The following is a 15,188-nucleotide window of genomic DNA, read 5'->3' on the forward strand; positions in this document are numbered from 1 at the left end:
TTGTTATAAACCAATAAGAATACTTGGTTATTATCGACCGGATAGCCGGAGATTGCCTTAGGGCAGCTCCGGCTATTTTTTATGTCTCGATTGTGCTGCAGGCTGCAGCACACAGCGGAAATGGAGCGCTGAACAAAACCGTAAAGGAGCTTGGCGATGGGCGTAACAGGACGAAAACTGAATCTTAATGCATTTTTGGCAGCATCAGGGCATCACGAGGCATCTTGGCGGCATGCGGACACGAGCCCGGAACGGGGAGTCGACATTAAGCATTATTTGAAGCTTGCCCGGATTGCCGAGCGCGGCTTGCTCGATTCTGTGTTTCTGGCAGATGGGTATTGGGCGCATTCCGGTTCACTCGAACCGTTTACCTTGCTGTCCGCGCTGGCTGCGGCAACGAAGAGAATCGGGCTTATCGCAACGGTGGAGACGACCTATAACGAGCCTTACCATGTCGCACGGAAGTTCGCTTCCCTCGACCATATAAGCAAAGGGCGAGCAGGCTGGAACATCGTGACGGGGGCGGGACCTGCCGCTGAGCAGTTCAGCCGCTCGAATCATCCCGAGCATCACGAGCGATATGAATCGGCAGAGGAATTCGTTGCCGTCGTGAAGCGGCTTTGGGACAGCTGGGAGGATGATGCGGTTCGCAATGACAAGGGAAGCGGAGTGCTTGTTGATGCCGCCAAGGTCCACGAAATTGATTTCATAGGGAAACACTTCGCGGTTAAAGGTCCTTTGAACATTGCAAGGCCGCCGCAGGGCTATCCGGTGCTGGTGCAGGCGGGCTCATCAGAGACCGGCAAGGCGTTTGCCGCGCAATTAGCAGAGGTTATCTTCACTGCCCAGCTGACATTTGAAGAGGCGCAGACATTCTACACGGATGTAAAGTCACGGCTTCCGCAGTATGGCAGGGAAGCTAATGAGCTGAAGATACTGCCGGGATTAAGCCCGGTGCTGGCAGATACGGAGGCTGAAGCCAAAGATATTGAGGATGAGCTATTCCAGCTGATCGACCATCAGGGCGCGATTAACCGGTTGTCCTCGCGGCTCGGCATCGATTTATCCAGCCATGGGCTGGATGATTTCGTCAGTCTGGACGGAGCTCAAACAACGGACCAGGTCAGCGGAATGAAAAGCCGCCATCAGCTGATACTCGACCTGATCGAAAGGGAGCGGCCGACGGTCAGGCAATTAATCAACCGGCTGGCAGGAGCCAGAGGACATTTTACCTTTACGGGTACACCGCTGCAGCTGGCGGATGTCATTGAAAAGTGGTTTTTAAACGGCGCTGCCGATGGCTTTAACATTATGCCGCAAATTTATCCAAGCGGCTTGGAACGGTTCGTCGACAAGGTAATTCCCGAGCTGCAAAACCGAGGCTTGTTCCGCACCTCCTACGAGGAGCAGACGCTGCGCGGCAATCTGGGGCTGGCTCGCCCAGAGAATGCATTTATCAACCCAAATCCAGAAAAAGAGGTGCATATTTCATGAGTGAAGCTAATCGCAAGGTTCATTTAAACGTATTTCTACGCGCAACCGGGCATCATGCAGGCGCATGGCGGCATGCGGATTCGCATCCGGAGCTCGAACTTGATATCGAGTATTTAGGCAAGCTGGCTCAAATTGCGGAGCGCGGCAAGCTGGATTCCATCTTCCTAGCCGATGGCTATGCAGGCGGAGGGAGCAAGCTTGAGCCGTTCACGCTGCTGTCAGCGCTCGCGTCCCTTACGGAGCATATCGGCTTGATCGCGACGGTAGGGACCGTGTACAATGACCCGTTTCACGTTGCAAGGCAATTCGCGTCGTTAGATCACATAAGCGGAGGCAGAGCAGGCTGGAACATCGTAACAGGCGCTGGCTCCGCAGCCCATAATTTCAGCAGGGATGAGCATCCAGAGCATGCCGAGCGCTATGAGACGGGTGAGGAATTCGTGGAGGTCGTGAAGCAGCTGTGGGACAGCTGGGAGGATGACGCGCTCATCTTCGATAAAGCAGCTGGCAAGCTCGTCGATACGAGCAAGGTGCACGAGATTAACTTCAAAGGACATACGTATTCGGTAAAAGGGCCGCTCAATATCCCGCGGCCGCCTCAAGGCTATCCGGTACTCGTTCAAGCGGGCTCCTCGGAGCAAGGGAAGGAGCTGGCAGCAAAAACCGCCGAGGTCATCTTTACGGCCCAGCAGACATTCGATGCCGGACGCGAATTTTACAGCGATGTGAAGGGCCGCTTAGCGAAGTACGGCAGAACGGCCGATCAGCTGGTTATCCTTCCAGGTCTTGCGCCTATCGTGGCTGACACGGAGGCGGAAGCGCGCGAGCTTGAAGCGGAGCTTCATTCCTTTGTCGATACGAAACGCGCGCTAGACGGCTTATCCGATAGATTCACCGTTAATTTGAATGATTATGATCTGGATGCACCGGTACCGCTTGATAAAGCGAAGCCTTCTGAGCAGTTTAACGGCATTCGCAGCAGGCAGGAGGTCGTGCTGGACGCGGCTCGCCGCGAAGGCTTCACAATTCGCCAGCTGCTGTACCGCAGCAATGGGGGACATGGCCATATTACATTTACGGGGTCTGTGCTGCAGACGGCGGACCTCATCGAGAAATGGTTCAGGAACCATGCGGCTGATGGATTCAACGTATTGCCGCAGCTCTTCCCGACGGGTCTTGAAATCTTTGTCGACAAGGTCATTCCTGAATTGCAGAACCGCGGCTTGTTCCGCACCGAGTATGAAGGCAGCACGCTGCGAGAAAGCTTGGGCCTTGTGCGGCCGGCCAACACACGCCAATTCCAAAAGATCTAAGGACGGATTGAGCCAACTTTAAAGAGAAATGAGAGGGAATCATATGAAAAAGCTGGAGTCTACCGTTATTATCCTATTCATCGTTTTGCTCGTTACTGCCTGCGGAAGCGGGAACAACGCGCCGGCAGCAGAGACTGCTGCATCCAATACGCCCGCTAAGACGGATAGCGCATCGGAGCAGGCAAGCTTCAAGAAGCTTGGCGACGAGCCGCTTAAGCTCAGCTTCTACTCCACAGGGGCAACCTTTACCGACGTAGAATTCGAGGCGATGATTGCTGGCCCGATCCACGCCAAATATCCGAATGTCACGATTGAACGCATTACGCCGGCTGCCACGACTACCCCAGAAGAAGTGCTGTCTACGCATGTGCCCGACATTATATTCGGCAGCGTGCAGCAGCGCGTAATCCGCACCGGCGTCTATCAGGATTTAAGAGAGCTGATTAAACGCCATCAATTCGACGAGAGCCGCCTGAAGCCGATCGGCTACGACTATATTAAGGATATTACGAAAGGAAAAGGGGATGCCGTCCTCGCCTTGCCGTTTAATATCAATCAGCATGTACTTTATTACAACAAGGATATTTTCGATAAATTCGGCGTTCCTTACCCGGACGAGAAGCAGCTGACATGGGATGAAGCTTTAGAGCTGGGGACGAAGCTGACTCGTACGGAAAACGGCGTGAACTATATCGGCCTTGTCGTTGACAACCTGACCGGCTTATCCAAATCGCTGGGCTTGCCGTATTTGGACAGGGAGAGCGGCCAAGCCGCGCTGGATTCACCGGAATGGCTGCGCGTGTTCGAGCTGCAGAAGAAAATTTATGAAATACCGGGTTATATTACGCCTGACGGAACTTGGAACTGGACACGGGACCATTTTATGAAGGACCAGAACGTTGCGATCCGCGTCTCTTGGCTTGCGAACATGGTTGGACCGCTTGAAGAGCTGCGCCAGCAAGGCGTGGAATTCAACTGGGACATCGCTCCAGCACCAAACTTTAGCGACAATCTTGGCAACACAAGAGAGGCACAAATTCATTCCATTGCGATTAACAGCCAAAGCCCTCATCAGGACGAGGCGTTCCAGGTTATCGCGGAAATTTTATCGGATGACGGGCAGCGCATCATTGCCAAGAATGGACGCGTCCCTTCGATTATCAACCCGGAGCTGGAGAAGGACTACGGTGCGGAGATCCCCGTGCTGCAAGGGAAAACCGTGCAGAACGTGTTTATCGGGGAACCCATTCAAGAGCACTACATTCATCCTTATGAATCAAGTATTTCGATCAGGCTGACCGAGGCTGCCGAGGATCTGGCGATTCATGGACTGGACGTGAATTCGGCTATCCGCAAAGCGACAGATGCAATCAATAAGGATGTCGAGACATTAAAAACGACGATCGGGGAATAACGAGCCGATACGAGAGGGGATATAAGATGAATCAATCTCAGCGTAAATTGAACCTGAATGCCTTTTTGTTCGGGACCGGCCACCATGAGGCATCATGGCGGCTCCCTGCGGCCGAGCCGGAGCGCAATCTCGATTTCCGGCATGTGCTCGAGATCGTTCAGACGGCGGAGCGCGGGCTGATGGATTCCGTGTTTCTGGCGGATGGCTACTCAGGGCGCTCGAACAAGCTGGAGCCGTTCACGGAGCTGGCCGCATTGGCAAGCCGAACCAAGCATATTGGGCTTATCGCGACGGTCGGCACCACCTATAACGAGCCGTTCCACATTGCACGGAAATTCGCGTCTCTTGACCATATCAGCAAGGGGAGGGCCGGCTGGAATATCGTGACGGGAGCGGGATCGGCCGCACATAATTTCGGCCGCGAGGAGCATCCGGACCATGCTCTTCGCTACGAAGAAGCGGATGAGTTCGTGGAGGTCGTCAAACAGCTATGGGACAGCTGGGAGGACGGCGCTGTTCTCAGCGATAAAACGGCAGGTGCCCTTATCGATAAAGCGAAGGTGCACGAAATTGATTTCAAAGGGAACTATTACTCCGTAAAGGGGCCGCTTAACATCGCCCGCCCGCCGCAGGGCTACCCCGTGCTCGTGCAGGCTGGCTCGTCGGAGAGCGGCAAGGAATTTGCCGCCAAGGTGGCGGAGGTAATATTCACGGCACATCAGAGCATCGAAAGCGCGCAGTCTTTCTACAAGGATGTTAAATCCAGACTGCTGAAATACGGAAGAGGCGCCGAGCAGTTGAAAATATTGCCAGGCATTAGCCCTATTCTTGCCGATACGCTTGCGGAAGCGCAGGAAATCGAGAATGAGCTGTTCGAATACGTCAATCACGAAGGCGCGGTTAGACGGCTTTCCGAGCGGCTTGGCATTGATTTGTCGGAGCATCCGCTGGATCAGCCGCTCCATCTTGACGGAGCAAAAGAAACCGCTGAGGTAAACGGTAACAAAAGCAGGCACCAGCTTATACTGGACCTCGTCCRCCATGAGCATTTGACGCTGAAGCAGCTGATTAACCGATTGGCGGGAGCCAGAGGTCATTTTACCTTTACGGGTACGCCGCTGCAGCTGGCGGATACGATTGGGGAATGGTTCCATGGGGGAGCTGCAGACGGGTTTAATGTGATGCCCCAAATTTACCCGAGCGGACTTGAAGCCTTCGTGAACAAGGTCATACCTGAGCTGCAAAACCGAGGCTTGTTCCGTACGGAGTATGAGGGCAGCACGCTGCGTGAAAACCTAGGATTAAAGCGGCCAGCGAATGTTCGCCATGAGGCGAATGCTGTTTTGTAAAAGATTGGGATGCATGCTAACGCTTCAGCAACGGCGCGTCGTAGGCTGACTATTGCTCGCAAAGGGAGAGAAAAGAAAAATGAGAAAGTTAAGTTTGAGCATAGTCGTATTAACCGTATTTACATTATTAGCAGCATGCGCGAGCGCTGGCAATAAACCGGCTGACAATCAAGCTGGCGCAAGTCAGGAGGCGGCAGCCAATGTTAAGGCGGATAACGTGCAGCCGGAGTTTAAGAAGCTGGGCGAGGAGCCGCTTACGCTGACCTTCTTCAGTACGAGCGGTACGTTCCCAGACGTCGAGTTCAATACGCTGATCGCGGATCCGATTAAGAAGAAATTTCCGAATGTAACGATTGAACGCATTACGCCGGCTGCCACAACGACCAACGAAGAAGTGCTGTCCACTCATGTGCCGGACATCATCTACTCTTCCTCTTCCTCGCATCAGCGAATTATTCGAACAGGCGCGTATGAGGACTTAAGGGACCTGATTAAACGCCATAACTTCGACGAGAGCCGCATTAAACCGATATTATACGATTACATCAAAGACATAACGAAGGATAAGAACGGAGAGATCTACGCGATTCCTTTCAACGCCAATCAGCATGTACTCTATTACAATAAGGATATCTTCGATAAGTTCGGCGTTCCGTATCCGACCGAGAAGCAATTGACGTGGGATGAGACGCTGGAAATCGCGGCGAAGCTGACACGTACCGAAAACGGCGTGAATTATATCGGCCTGTCCGTTGATAATCTTACCGGATTGGCGAAAGGACTTGGCCTGCCGTATGTGGATCGTGAAACCGGCAATGCCGCGCTCGATACGCCGGATTGGCTGCGCGTGTTCGAGCTGAACAAGCGGATTTTTGAGATCCCAGGTTATGTGACGCCGGAAAATACATGGAACTGGGGACGCGATCAGTTCATGAAGGATCAAGTCATCGGCATGCGCGTCACATGGCTGGCGAACATGGTCGGACCGCTGGAGGAGCTGCGTCAGCAAGGGGTAGAGTTTAACTGGGACATCGCACCAGCGCCGAACTTCAGTGACCTGCTGGGTAAAACAAGGGAAGCCCAAATCCATTCCCTATCCGTCAATAGTCAAAGCGAGCATAAGGATGAGGCTTTTCAGGTCATCGCGGAAATTCTGTCCGATGAGGGACAGAAGATTCTAGCCCGCAACGGGCGTGTTCCTGCCGTTATCAACCCCGAGCTGGAGAAGGAATACGGGCTTGATATTCCGGTGCTGCAGGGCAAGTCGGTTCAGAACGTATTCATTGGGGAGCCGCTGCAGGAGCACTATATCCATCCGTACGAGCTGGAAATTACGACTAGGCTGACGGAGGCTGCCGAGGATTTGGCCGTTAACGGTCTTGACGTGAATTCCGCAATTCGCAAAGCGACGGAAGCGATTAATAAAGATGTCGAAACGCTGAGAACGACGATCGGCGATAAATAGCAGGTGAGGAGGCGGCGGCTGGGTTCGCTGCCGCTTTCTTGGGCAAGCAGAGCTAGCAAAGCAAGCACAAGCAAAGCAGGCAGGGTATGCTGAGTAAGCCACAGCAGCAGAGCAAGCAAAGCAGGTAGGGCAAGCAGAGCAAGGCAAAGCAAGCAGGGAATGCCGAGCAAGCGGAGCGAGAAGAGCAAGTACAAGCAGAGCAAGGCAAAGCAGGGCAAAGCAAGCAGGAAGCTTAGCATAGCGAGCGGAACAAACAGAGCGAGGCAAAGGTGCAGCAGTCCAAGCGGCCCCTTTGCTTTGTGCTGCGCTCTTGTTATGCTTTGACTCTAATAAAAGCAGGAGCGGGGACTGTCAGGTCCCCTGCTCCTGCTTGTTGTGTTTATTTTTTTTAACGTCCGGGATGATCGTTCTGCAAGCTTGGCGAATACCTGCAACAAAACCAAAGGCGGGTCCGTGGGTGTGCGAAGCTAATGGTCCAGCGAAATAAAGGCCGGGGACGCTGCTTTCGAACCGAGACCCGAGAAGAGGGAAACCATCAAACGGAGCTTGCTCGCGCTTGAGGGCTAGCAATAATGAGAGAGGCAGGAACGGAATCCTATCCAGTGAAATCCGGTAGCCCGTTGCCGAAATGATATGATCGACGAGCCGTATTTGCTTATTCGCCAAGGTGAGTTTAGCTTTTCCATCTTCGGTAGGCTCGGCCCGCTCAATGACCGAATTCCCGGTTGCGGTTACCTTGCCCTCTACGTACGGCCTTAAAAATGCGGCGACGCTGCCTTGACGCGGCGTGTTCCACCGTTCTAGCTTGAGCTCGATCGGTTGGGAATAGAATTGCTCCGAGGAGTCGATCAGTCTTTGACCAGAGGCGGTATTGTCCTCGCCCGCAAACATGATGGTTTCCCGCCTATAGAGGAGCTCAGGCTTGCTGCCAGCCAAGTGAAGCAGCGCCGCGGCTTCCCAGGCGCTTTGGCCGCTGCCGATAACAGCAACTTGCTTGCCTGCGAAACGGTGGAAATTCGTTTGTCCGAAGGTATGCGTGACTAGCTCCGGCGAGAGCTCACGGAGAACGGCGGGGATGTAGCTGTAATGCTGCAGGCCCGTCGCGACAATAACATGTTTAGCCAAATAACGTTTGTTATTATCCGTCGTGACGAGGAAACAGCCATTTGCGTGGTCAAGCGACGCCACAAGCTCAGTCGTGAAGGAAACAGAGGTATGCTCGGCGAACCAAAAGGCGTAATCGACGAAAGCCGGCCTAGGAAAAGGCGATGCTAACGGTGTACCTGATTCGCTGCTGTATCGTTCAATTGTGTAGCGATCCTCTGGATCTGAGAGACTGATATAACGTGGATTCGTTCGGATGAACATGTTCTGAGGCATTTGAGCCTTCCAGAACTTCATGGGATCGCCTAGAAGAACATAGGACAGCCCGCAGGCAGCCGCATGGGCAGCGAGCGAAATACCGTAAGGTCCAGCGCCGACAATGACAAGATCAACCAATGAAATAACCTCCTTATCGTACAATTCAATTTATACCGAGCATTATACTGGGAAAAATAGGTATTGCAAATGCAAGTTTTATGGAATGAACTTCGATATGATACTCGGAAAGATCTTCGGAACAATCGAACATTGACAAATAAAAAATTACATGTTAAATTTTCAGTGATCTTTTACTTACTAAGTTTCTTGGAATAGTATGAATTAACTCTACCGGACGACCGGAGACAACAGCTTGCTGTGTCTCCGGTTTTTTTTATGCCCCAAACAGAACGAAGGAGATGATGGAAATGAACGACGTGATTGACTTATTGAAAAAGCACCGCTCTATTCGCAAATACAAAGAGACTGCTGTGCCGGACGCGCACCTGGAGCAAATTATTTTGTCCGCGCAAGCTGCGCCAACCTCCTCGAATATTCAGGCTTACAGCGTCATAGCGGTTACTGACCCCGAGCGCAAGCACAAATTCGCTGAGCTAGCCGGCAACCAGCAGCATATCGCAGAAAGCCCGGTATTTCTCGTATGGTGTGCGGACTTGAATAAAATTACGCTCGCAACTAATTTGCATGAGGAGACGGAGCTGCAGCAGAACGTTGAGCTGTTTCTGCTTGGTACGATAGATGCGACCTTGGCAGCCCAGAATGCGACGATCGCCGCGGAATCGCTCGGTTACGGAACGGTCTATATCGGCGGCATTCGCAATAATCCGCAAGGCGTTACCGACCTGTTGGAGCTGCCGCCACTCGTTTACCCGGTATTCGGACTCTGTGTCGGCATTCCGGATCAGGAGCCCGATATCCGTCCTCGCCTGCCGATCGGTGCTGTCTATCACAAAGAGGTATACAGGGGAGATGGCTTGGTAGACGAAATTAAAGCCTATGACGATATTACCCGCGTTTACTATGCTTCTCGGAAGGGTGGAGGCAAGGGGGGCGAACAGGAAACAAAATGGTCTCGCGAAATGCTTAGAAGATTCAGCTCGGGCCGGCTGCGCGGGCATTTGCATGATTTTCTTACTTCGCAGGGCTTTCGGTTGAAATGATTTCGTTCAGGGCGTGCACGGGGAAAATCAAGGTATTCGAAACGCTCTGGAGGGGGATGAGCCAGCGAGGGGAAATAGAGTCGGAGTTCGGCTAGTATATGCCAACTAGGAGAGACAGGCCCTACACCGATATCGGAGTAACCTCGTTTATCCTATCCGGCTATCCGAATTTGGAGGAAACCAGCATACCGGGAAAGGTGCTGCTGCCGGTGTTTCGCGCAAAGTGGGAGCAGCGGAGAAATGCGTCAGCCGTTGGAATCTGAATTGACGGATTGACATTGGCTAATGGCCGTATTAGTATTAATTCATAGTAAACAACTAAAAATAATTGGTATTATACGACCGGACCACCGGAGATTTAGCGCAATTTAGCTAAGTCTCCTTTTTTTATGGGCAAATATGAAGCAGGAGGGAAAGCGATGAGCGGTACAAGAGAGGACAAGAAAGCGCATTTCAACGTATTCCTGCGCGGAGCGGGGCATCATGCAGCGGCGTGGAAGCATCCGTCCTCGGCACCCAAAGAGGATCTGGATCTTGATTATTATGCGAACATTGCAAGAATCGCAGAAAGAGGGCTATTCGACTCCTTATTCACCGCGGACAATTATTCGGGACTTGGCAGACGGTTGGAGCCGTTCACGCTGCTCGCGGGGCTGGCCGCGCTGACGAAGCATGTCGGACTCATTGCGACGGTCAGCACAACCTATAACGATCCCTATCACGTCGCTCGCAAATTCGCTTCGCTCGATCATATTAGCAAAGGCAGAGCTGCATGGAATATCGTAACTGGGCATTCCAAAGCAGATGCGGAAAACTTTAATAAATCCGAGCATCCCGAGGTAACCAAGCGTTATGAAATCGGTGATGAGTTCGTCGAAGTGACGAAGCAGCTGTGGGATAGCTGGGAAGAGGATGCGCTCATTTACGATAGAACCTCCGAGGTGACGCTGGATACGAGCAAGGTCTACGAAATTAATTTCAAGGGTAAATTTCATTCCGTGAAGGGACCGCTTAACATTCCCCGTCCGCCGCAGGGCTACCCCGTATTGGTTCAGGCAGGCTCCTCGGAGAGCGGGAAGGAGCTTGCTGCCAAATCGGCAGACGTGATCTTCACCGCGCAGCAGACGCTTGCGGCGGCTCAAGCTTTTTATGCGGATGTGAAGGTACGCTTGAATAAGTATGGCCGAGCGCCGGAGCAGCTGCTGATTATGCCGGGACTAAGCCCGATCGTTGCGGATACGGAGGCAGAGGCGAGGGATATCGAGGATGAATTCAATGCGCTGCTGAACACAAAGCAGTCTTTAAAGCGTCTGTCGAATTACTTTACGGTGGATTTATCCGAATATCCGCTCGATGGTCCCGTGCCGATCGACAAGGCAAAGCCTTACGGAACGATAACGACCGGTATTACGAGCAGGCAGGAGGTTGTCGTCGACGCGGCGATACGCGACAAAATGACGATTAGGCAGTTTCTGGCCCGCAGCGCCGCCGCCCATGGACATGTATCCTTCACTGGCTCGGTGCTGCAGACGGCGGATTTCATTGAGAGCTGGATACGGAATAACGGCGCGGACGGCTTTAATATATTGCCGCATATCTATTACAGCGGCTTTGAAACATTTGTAGATAAAGTCATTCCCGAGCTGCAGAACCGGGGTTTGTTCCGTACCGCATACGAGGGGAAGACGCTGCGTGAGAACCTCGGGCTTGTTAGGCCGGAGAACCAGCATAAAGCAATATGGGCACTCAGAAGCGAGGAAACAGAGAAGCTAAAGGCGCAAAACGGTTAGCGCTGTGCGCAAGCCATGCTAGCAATCCATGCTAGCAAGCAGTGATAACAAGCAGTGATAACAAGCAGTGATAACAAGCAGTGATAACAAGCAGTGATAACAAGCAGTGATAACAAGCAGTGACAACAAGCAGTGATAACAAGCAATGTTATCAACCCATGCATCATTCATTCGTTTTTACCATACAGAGGAGGTTTTTGATATGTCCGTTCAATATCGGAATTTAGGTGCCAGCGGGTTAAAGGTCAGCGAGATCAGCTTAGGCAGCTGGCTTACTTACGGAGGTTACGTCGAGCGGGAAAATGCGGTGAAGTCCATTCAAACAGCGTATGACCTAGGCATAAACTTTTTTGACACAGCTAACGTGTACGCGAAGGGTGAGGCGGAGAAGGTAGTCGGCGAGACACTGCGCGCTTACCCGCGCGAATCGTACGTGCTGGCGACAAAGGTATATGGCAAGATCGGCGATGGGCCGAATGACCGCGGCTTGTCCCGCAAGCATGTCATTGAATCGGCGAACGCCAGCTTGAAGCGTCTAGGCCTCGAATATGTCGACGTTTTTTACAGCCATCGCTTTGATACAGAGACGCCGCTTGAAGAAACGCTTCGCGCCTTCGAGGATTTAGTCCGGCAGGGCAAGGTGCATTATGTCGGCGTCAGCGAATGGACGGCTGCCCAAATTACGGAGGCTTACGCGATTGCGGACAAATATTTGCTCGACCGAATCGTAGTCAACCAACCCATCTATAACCTGTTCGAGCGTTACATAGAGAAGGAAATCATCCCGCTTGGCCTCAAGAAAGGATTCGGACAGGTCGTGTTCTCGCCGCTTGCACAGGGGCTGCTAACAGGTAAATATGCAGCAGACAACGAAGTGCCGGGTGAATCACGCGCGGCGAAGCATGAGAACTTCAAAAACAAAATTACGGAGGATAAGCTTGCTAAAGTGGAGCAGCTGAAGGGAATCGCCTCAGAAGTAGGCATTACCGTTGGCCAGCTCTCGCTTGCGTGGATATTACGGCAGAATAATGTATCAAGCGCTTTGGTCGGTGCAAGCCGGCCTGAGCAGGTGGAGGAAAACGTCAAGGCCTCGGGCATTAAGCTGGAGGAAGAGACGCTGGCACGTATCGCCGCTGTCATTGATAATGATCCCGCAGCTGCCAAAGGCAGGTTCTAAGCAAGACTCAGCCAACTCAGCTAAAGCAAGCAGAATCCAGTAAAGTACGATTATTTACTGGATTTTGCCATGTGTAAATGACGGGACTCGCCGCGTTTTCCGCCTTTCATGAAATAGGAAATGGTTTCTTCTGCAAGTCGATATTGCAAGTTAACGATATATCGTATAGAATTTAAAACAATACGATATATCGTTAACGAAGGAGATATCACAATGACGGATGAATGGCAGCAAGAGGAACGATTATTTCTACATCATGGTCACGGAAGAGAAGCAAACGGCTCCGGCAGACGTTTTTTTAGCCGCGGCGGGGTGAAATATGCGCTGCTAGAGCTGCTTGAGCAGGAGAGCATGCACGGCTACCAGATGATGAAGGCGCTGGAGGAGCAGTCGGGAGGAACCTATAAGCCGAGCGCCGGCTCGATTTATCCGACGCTTCAGATGCTGCGCGATCAAGGCCTGGTGGAATCCTCGAAGCAGGACGGCAAGAAAATATTCGAAATTACCGATAATGGCCGCGATTATTTGCTTGAGGAGAAGGAAAATGCAATCCCTTCGCCGGATCGGCGCGAGCATATCTTTCCGGATGAGGAAGGCGTACCATGCGAGCAGCGCAAACCGAACCGCCGTCTAACACCAGCAGGCAAGGAGCTGCTGCATTTGCTGAAGGCGGCGGAGCGCGCTGTCGTCAGCGACAGCAGAAAGGCAGCCCAGCTACGTACCGTGCTAGACCATTTGCGCGTATCGCTTCGGCAAATCGCGGTTGACACGGAAGGTGACAGCGTAGAAGGTGACGGCTCATGAGCGATCCATACACCCCGGCACCTACCTTTAGACCAGGAGGCGGAGCAAGAAGATTCGGGACCGGGGAAAAGGCGAAGCCGGCCAGCATATACAATATGTTCGCCCGGATATATACGCATGCAAGGACGCAGCTCCCGCTGCTCATCGGTGCAGTCCTTTGCGTAATCGCCATCTCGCTCCTCGAGTTCATCGTCCCGCAATTAACACGCTATACGATTGACCATATCATCCCGAATCTGTTGTTTAACAAGCTGCTGCTTATCGGCGGCGGCGTATTAGGTGCTGCGGTTGCGCTGGGCGCTCTTCGTTATGCAAGCACCTCGCTGATGGCCTCCATCGGCCAGCGCGTGCTTTATAATCTTCGCAATGATTTATACCGTCATATGCAAAGCTTGGATGTATCCTTCTTCGACCGCAACCGAACGGGAGATCTCATGTCGCGCGTTACGAACGACGTGAGCATACTTCAGCAGATGATCTCCTCGAGCATGATGCAATTATTTACTGACTTCTTCACCTTTACCGCTATTGCCGTATACATGCTGTGGATCGATTGGAAGCTCACACTTATGCTGCTTGCAACCTTTCCGTTCATGCTGCTCACGACGAAGGTGTTTGGCAAAAGGATGCGCTCCTCCTTCCGTACGGTACAGGAGTCAGTGGCAGACGTCAGCGATCATCTCCAGAATACGTTGACCGGTATCCGGCTTATTAAAGCGTTTACTGCCGAAGAGTACGAATCGGAACGTTTCTCGGAACGGACCCAAAAGAATATGGATGCGAACATTCAAGTGACTCGCTTGCGGGCAGCTTATGAACCTATTATTGATTTTTTAAACTTTCTCGGCCTTGCGATCGTGCTCGTGTTCGGCGCGTGGCTCGCGATGAAGGATCAAATGACAGTCGGCACAATCGTCGCGTTCATCGCGTATTTGCGCCTACTACAGAATCCGATCCGCCACTTCAGCCGCATCATGAATACGGTCCAGCAATCAGCAGCCGCGTATGAGCGAATAATGGAGGTCATGAACACCAAAGCGGAAATCGTGGAGAAGCAGCACGCAGCCATCCTCCCGCCGGTGAACGGACATATCGTTTTCGATCATATCGACTTCGCCTATTCCAGTGATTCAACCTTGCTTGAGCGTTTTTACTTGGAGCTTGAAGCTGGTAAAGTAACGGCGCTTGTCGGCTCATCGGGTTCAGGCAAAACGACAATTGCACATCTTATCGCTAGATTCTATGATCCGCAGAACGGAGAAATAACGATTGACGGCTATTCGATCAAAGATATTACCTTGGCTTCATTAAGGGAACAGATCGGAATCGTCTCGCAGGATATCGTGCTGTTCAACGGTAGCATCGCGGAGAACATCCGTTATGGCAGCCTGCAGGCGACGGACGAGGAAGTCATGGCAGCGGCCGAAGCGGCGAATGCCGCAAGCTTTATCGAAAGCTTCCCTCACGGCTATGGGACGCAGATCGGCGAACGGGGAGTAAAGCTGTCCGGCGGGCAGAAGCAGCGGCTGTCGATAGCTAGGGCCATTTTGAAAAATCCGCGCATCATCATTCTGGATGAAGCGACCGCCTCGCTGGATACAGAATCGGAGCAGCATATTCAAGACGCTTTGGCATTGCTGCTTAAGGGGCGTACCTGCATGGTTATTGCCCATCGTTTGTCTACGATTCAGAAGGCAGACCGGATCTATGTGCTGGAGAAGGGGCAAATCGTCGAGTTTGGCGCGCATGACGAACTGCTGCGGCTGGAAGGGCGCTACAGCCAGCTGTATGAGCTGCAGTTCCCGCAAACGGATGTATCTTAAGACAAATCCTTCATTG

Annotated in this window: 12 protein-coding genes; 11 read left to right on the forward strand and 1 reads right to left on the reverse strand. The window is 52.4% G+C overall.

Translation table 11 applies throughout. The features are described 5' to 3' along the window. Nucleotides 1-156 precede the first annotated feature (156 nt). From AB4Z29_RS24305 to AB4Z29_RS24325, 5 genes are all read left to right on the forward strand, one after another. On the forward strand, nt 157-1,494 hold the full coding sequence (locus AB4Z29_RS24305) for an LLM class flavin-dependent oxidoreductase (protein ID WP_441945568.1): 1,338 nt from the start codon (nt 157-159) through the stop codon (nt 1,492-1,494). Then, nucleotides 1,491-2,807 (forward strand): LLM class flavin-dependent oxidoreductase, encoded by a 1,317-nt coding sequence (locus AB4Z29_RS24310; protein ID WP_441945569.1) that lies wholly within the window; start codon nt 1,491-1,493, stop codon nt 2,805-2,807. The genes AB4Z29_RS24305 and AB4Z29_RS24310 overlap by 4 nt, the downstream gene beginning before the upstream one ends. Before the next feature lie 43 nt (nt 2,808-2,850). Further along, a complete protein-coding gene (locus AB4Z29_RS24315; RefSeq protein WP_441945570.1) occupies nt 2,851-4,221 on the forward strand; it encodes an ABC transporter substrate-binding protein in 1,371 nt (456 codons plus the stop codon). Between the two features lie 26 nt (nt 4,222-4,247). After that, nucleotides 4,248-5,570 (forward strand): LLM class flavin-dependent oxidoreductase, encoded by a 1,323-nt coding sequence (locus tag AB4Z29_RS24320; protein WP_441945571.1) that lies wholly within the window; start codon nt 4,248-4,250, stop codon nt 5,568-5,570. Between the two features lie 79 nt (nt 5,571-5,649). Further along, nucleotides 5,650-7,035, forward strand: a complete 1,386-nt coding sequence (locus tag AB4Z29_RS24325; protein ID WP_441945572.1) for an ABC transporter substrate-binding protein — start codon at nt 5,650-5,652, stop codon at nt 7,033-7,035. A gap of 351 nt (nt 7,036-7,386) precedes the next feature. Here AB4Z29_RS24325 and AB4Z29_RS24330 read toward each other — a convergent pair whose 3' ends face one another. Beyond that, nucleotides 7,387-8,535 (reverse strand): NAD(P)-binding domain-containing protein, encoded by a 1,149-nt coding sequence (locus tag AB4Z29_RS24330; protein WP_441945573.1) that lies wholly within the window; start codon nt 8,533-8,535, stop codon nt 7,387-7,389. Between the two features lie 290 nt (nt 8,536-8,825). On the opposite strand from AB4Z29_RS24330, the gene nfsA reads away from it, so the two are divergent. The 6 genes from nfsA (at nt 8,826) to AB4Z29_RS24360 (ending at nt 15,172) form a co-directional block, all read left to right on the forward strand. Further along, entirely contained in the window at nt 8,826-9,578 is a 753-nt protein-coding gene (gene nfsA, locus AB4Z29_RS24335) for an oxygen-insensitive NADPH nitroreductase (protein ID WP_441945574.1), read from the forward strand. Nucleotides 9,579-9,676: 98 nt separating this feature from the next. Next, nucleotides 9,677-9,841: a hypothetical protein gene (locus tag AB4Z29_RS24340; RefSeq protein WP_441945575.1), complete on the forward strand. Its 165-nt coding sequence runs from the start codon at nt 9,677-9,679 to the stop codon at nt 9,839-9,841. Between the two features lie 156 nt (nt 9,842-9,997). Then, on the forward strand, nt 9,998-11,368 hold the full coding sequence (locus AB4Z29_RS24345; protein WP_441945576.1) for an LLM class flavin-dependent oxidoreductase: 1,371 nt from the start codon (nt 9,998-10,000) through the stop codon (nt 11,366-11,368). Between the two features lie 202 nt (nt 11,369-11,570). Next, nucleotides 11,571-12,545 carry an aldo/keto reductase family protein gene (locus AB4Z29_RS24350; RefSeq protein WP_441945577.1) on the forward strand — a complete coding sequence of 325 codons (975 nt, stop codon included), beginning with the start codon at nt 11,571-11,573 and terminating at the stop codon, nt 12,543-12,545. 213 nt (nt 12,546-12,758) lie between these two features. After that, nucleotides 12,759-13,349 (forward strand): PadR family transcriptional regulator, encoded by a 591-nt coding sequence (locus AB4Z29_RS24355; RefSeq protein ID WP_441945578.1) that lies wholly within the window; start codon nt 12,759-12,761, stop codon nt 13,347-13,349. Further along, nucleotides 13,346-15,172 (forward strand): ABC transporter ATP-binding protein, encoded by a 1,827-nt coding sequence (locus tag AB4Z29_RS24360; protein ID WP_441945579.1) that lies wholly within the window; start codon nt 13,346-13,348, stop codon nt 15,170-15,172. Before AB4Z29_RS24355 ends, AB4Z29_RS24360 begins: the two co-directional genes overlap by 4 nt. Nucleotides 15,173-15,188 lie beyond the last annotated feature (16 nt).

The organism is Paenibacillus sp. 2TAB23 (genome assembly GCF_052115165.1).
GTDB lineage: Bacteria > Bacillota > Bacilli > Paenibacillales > Paenibacillaceae > Pristimantibacillus.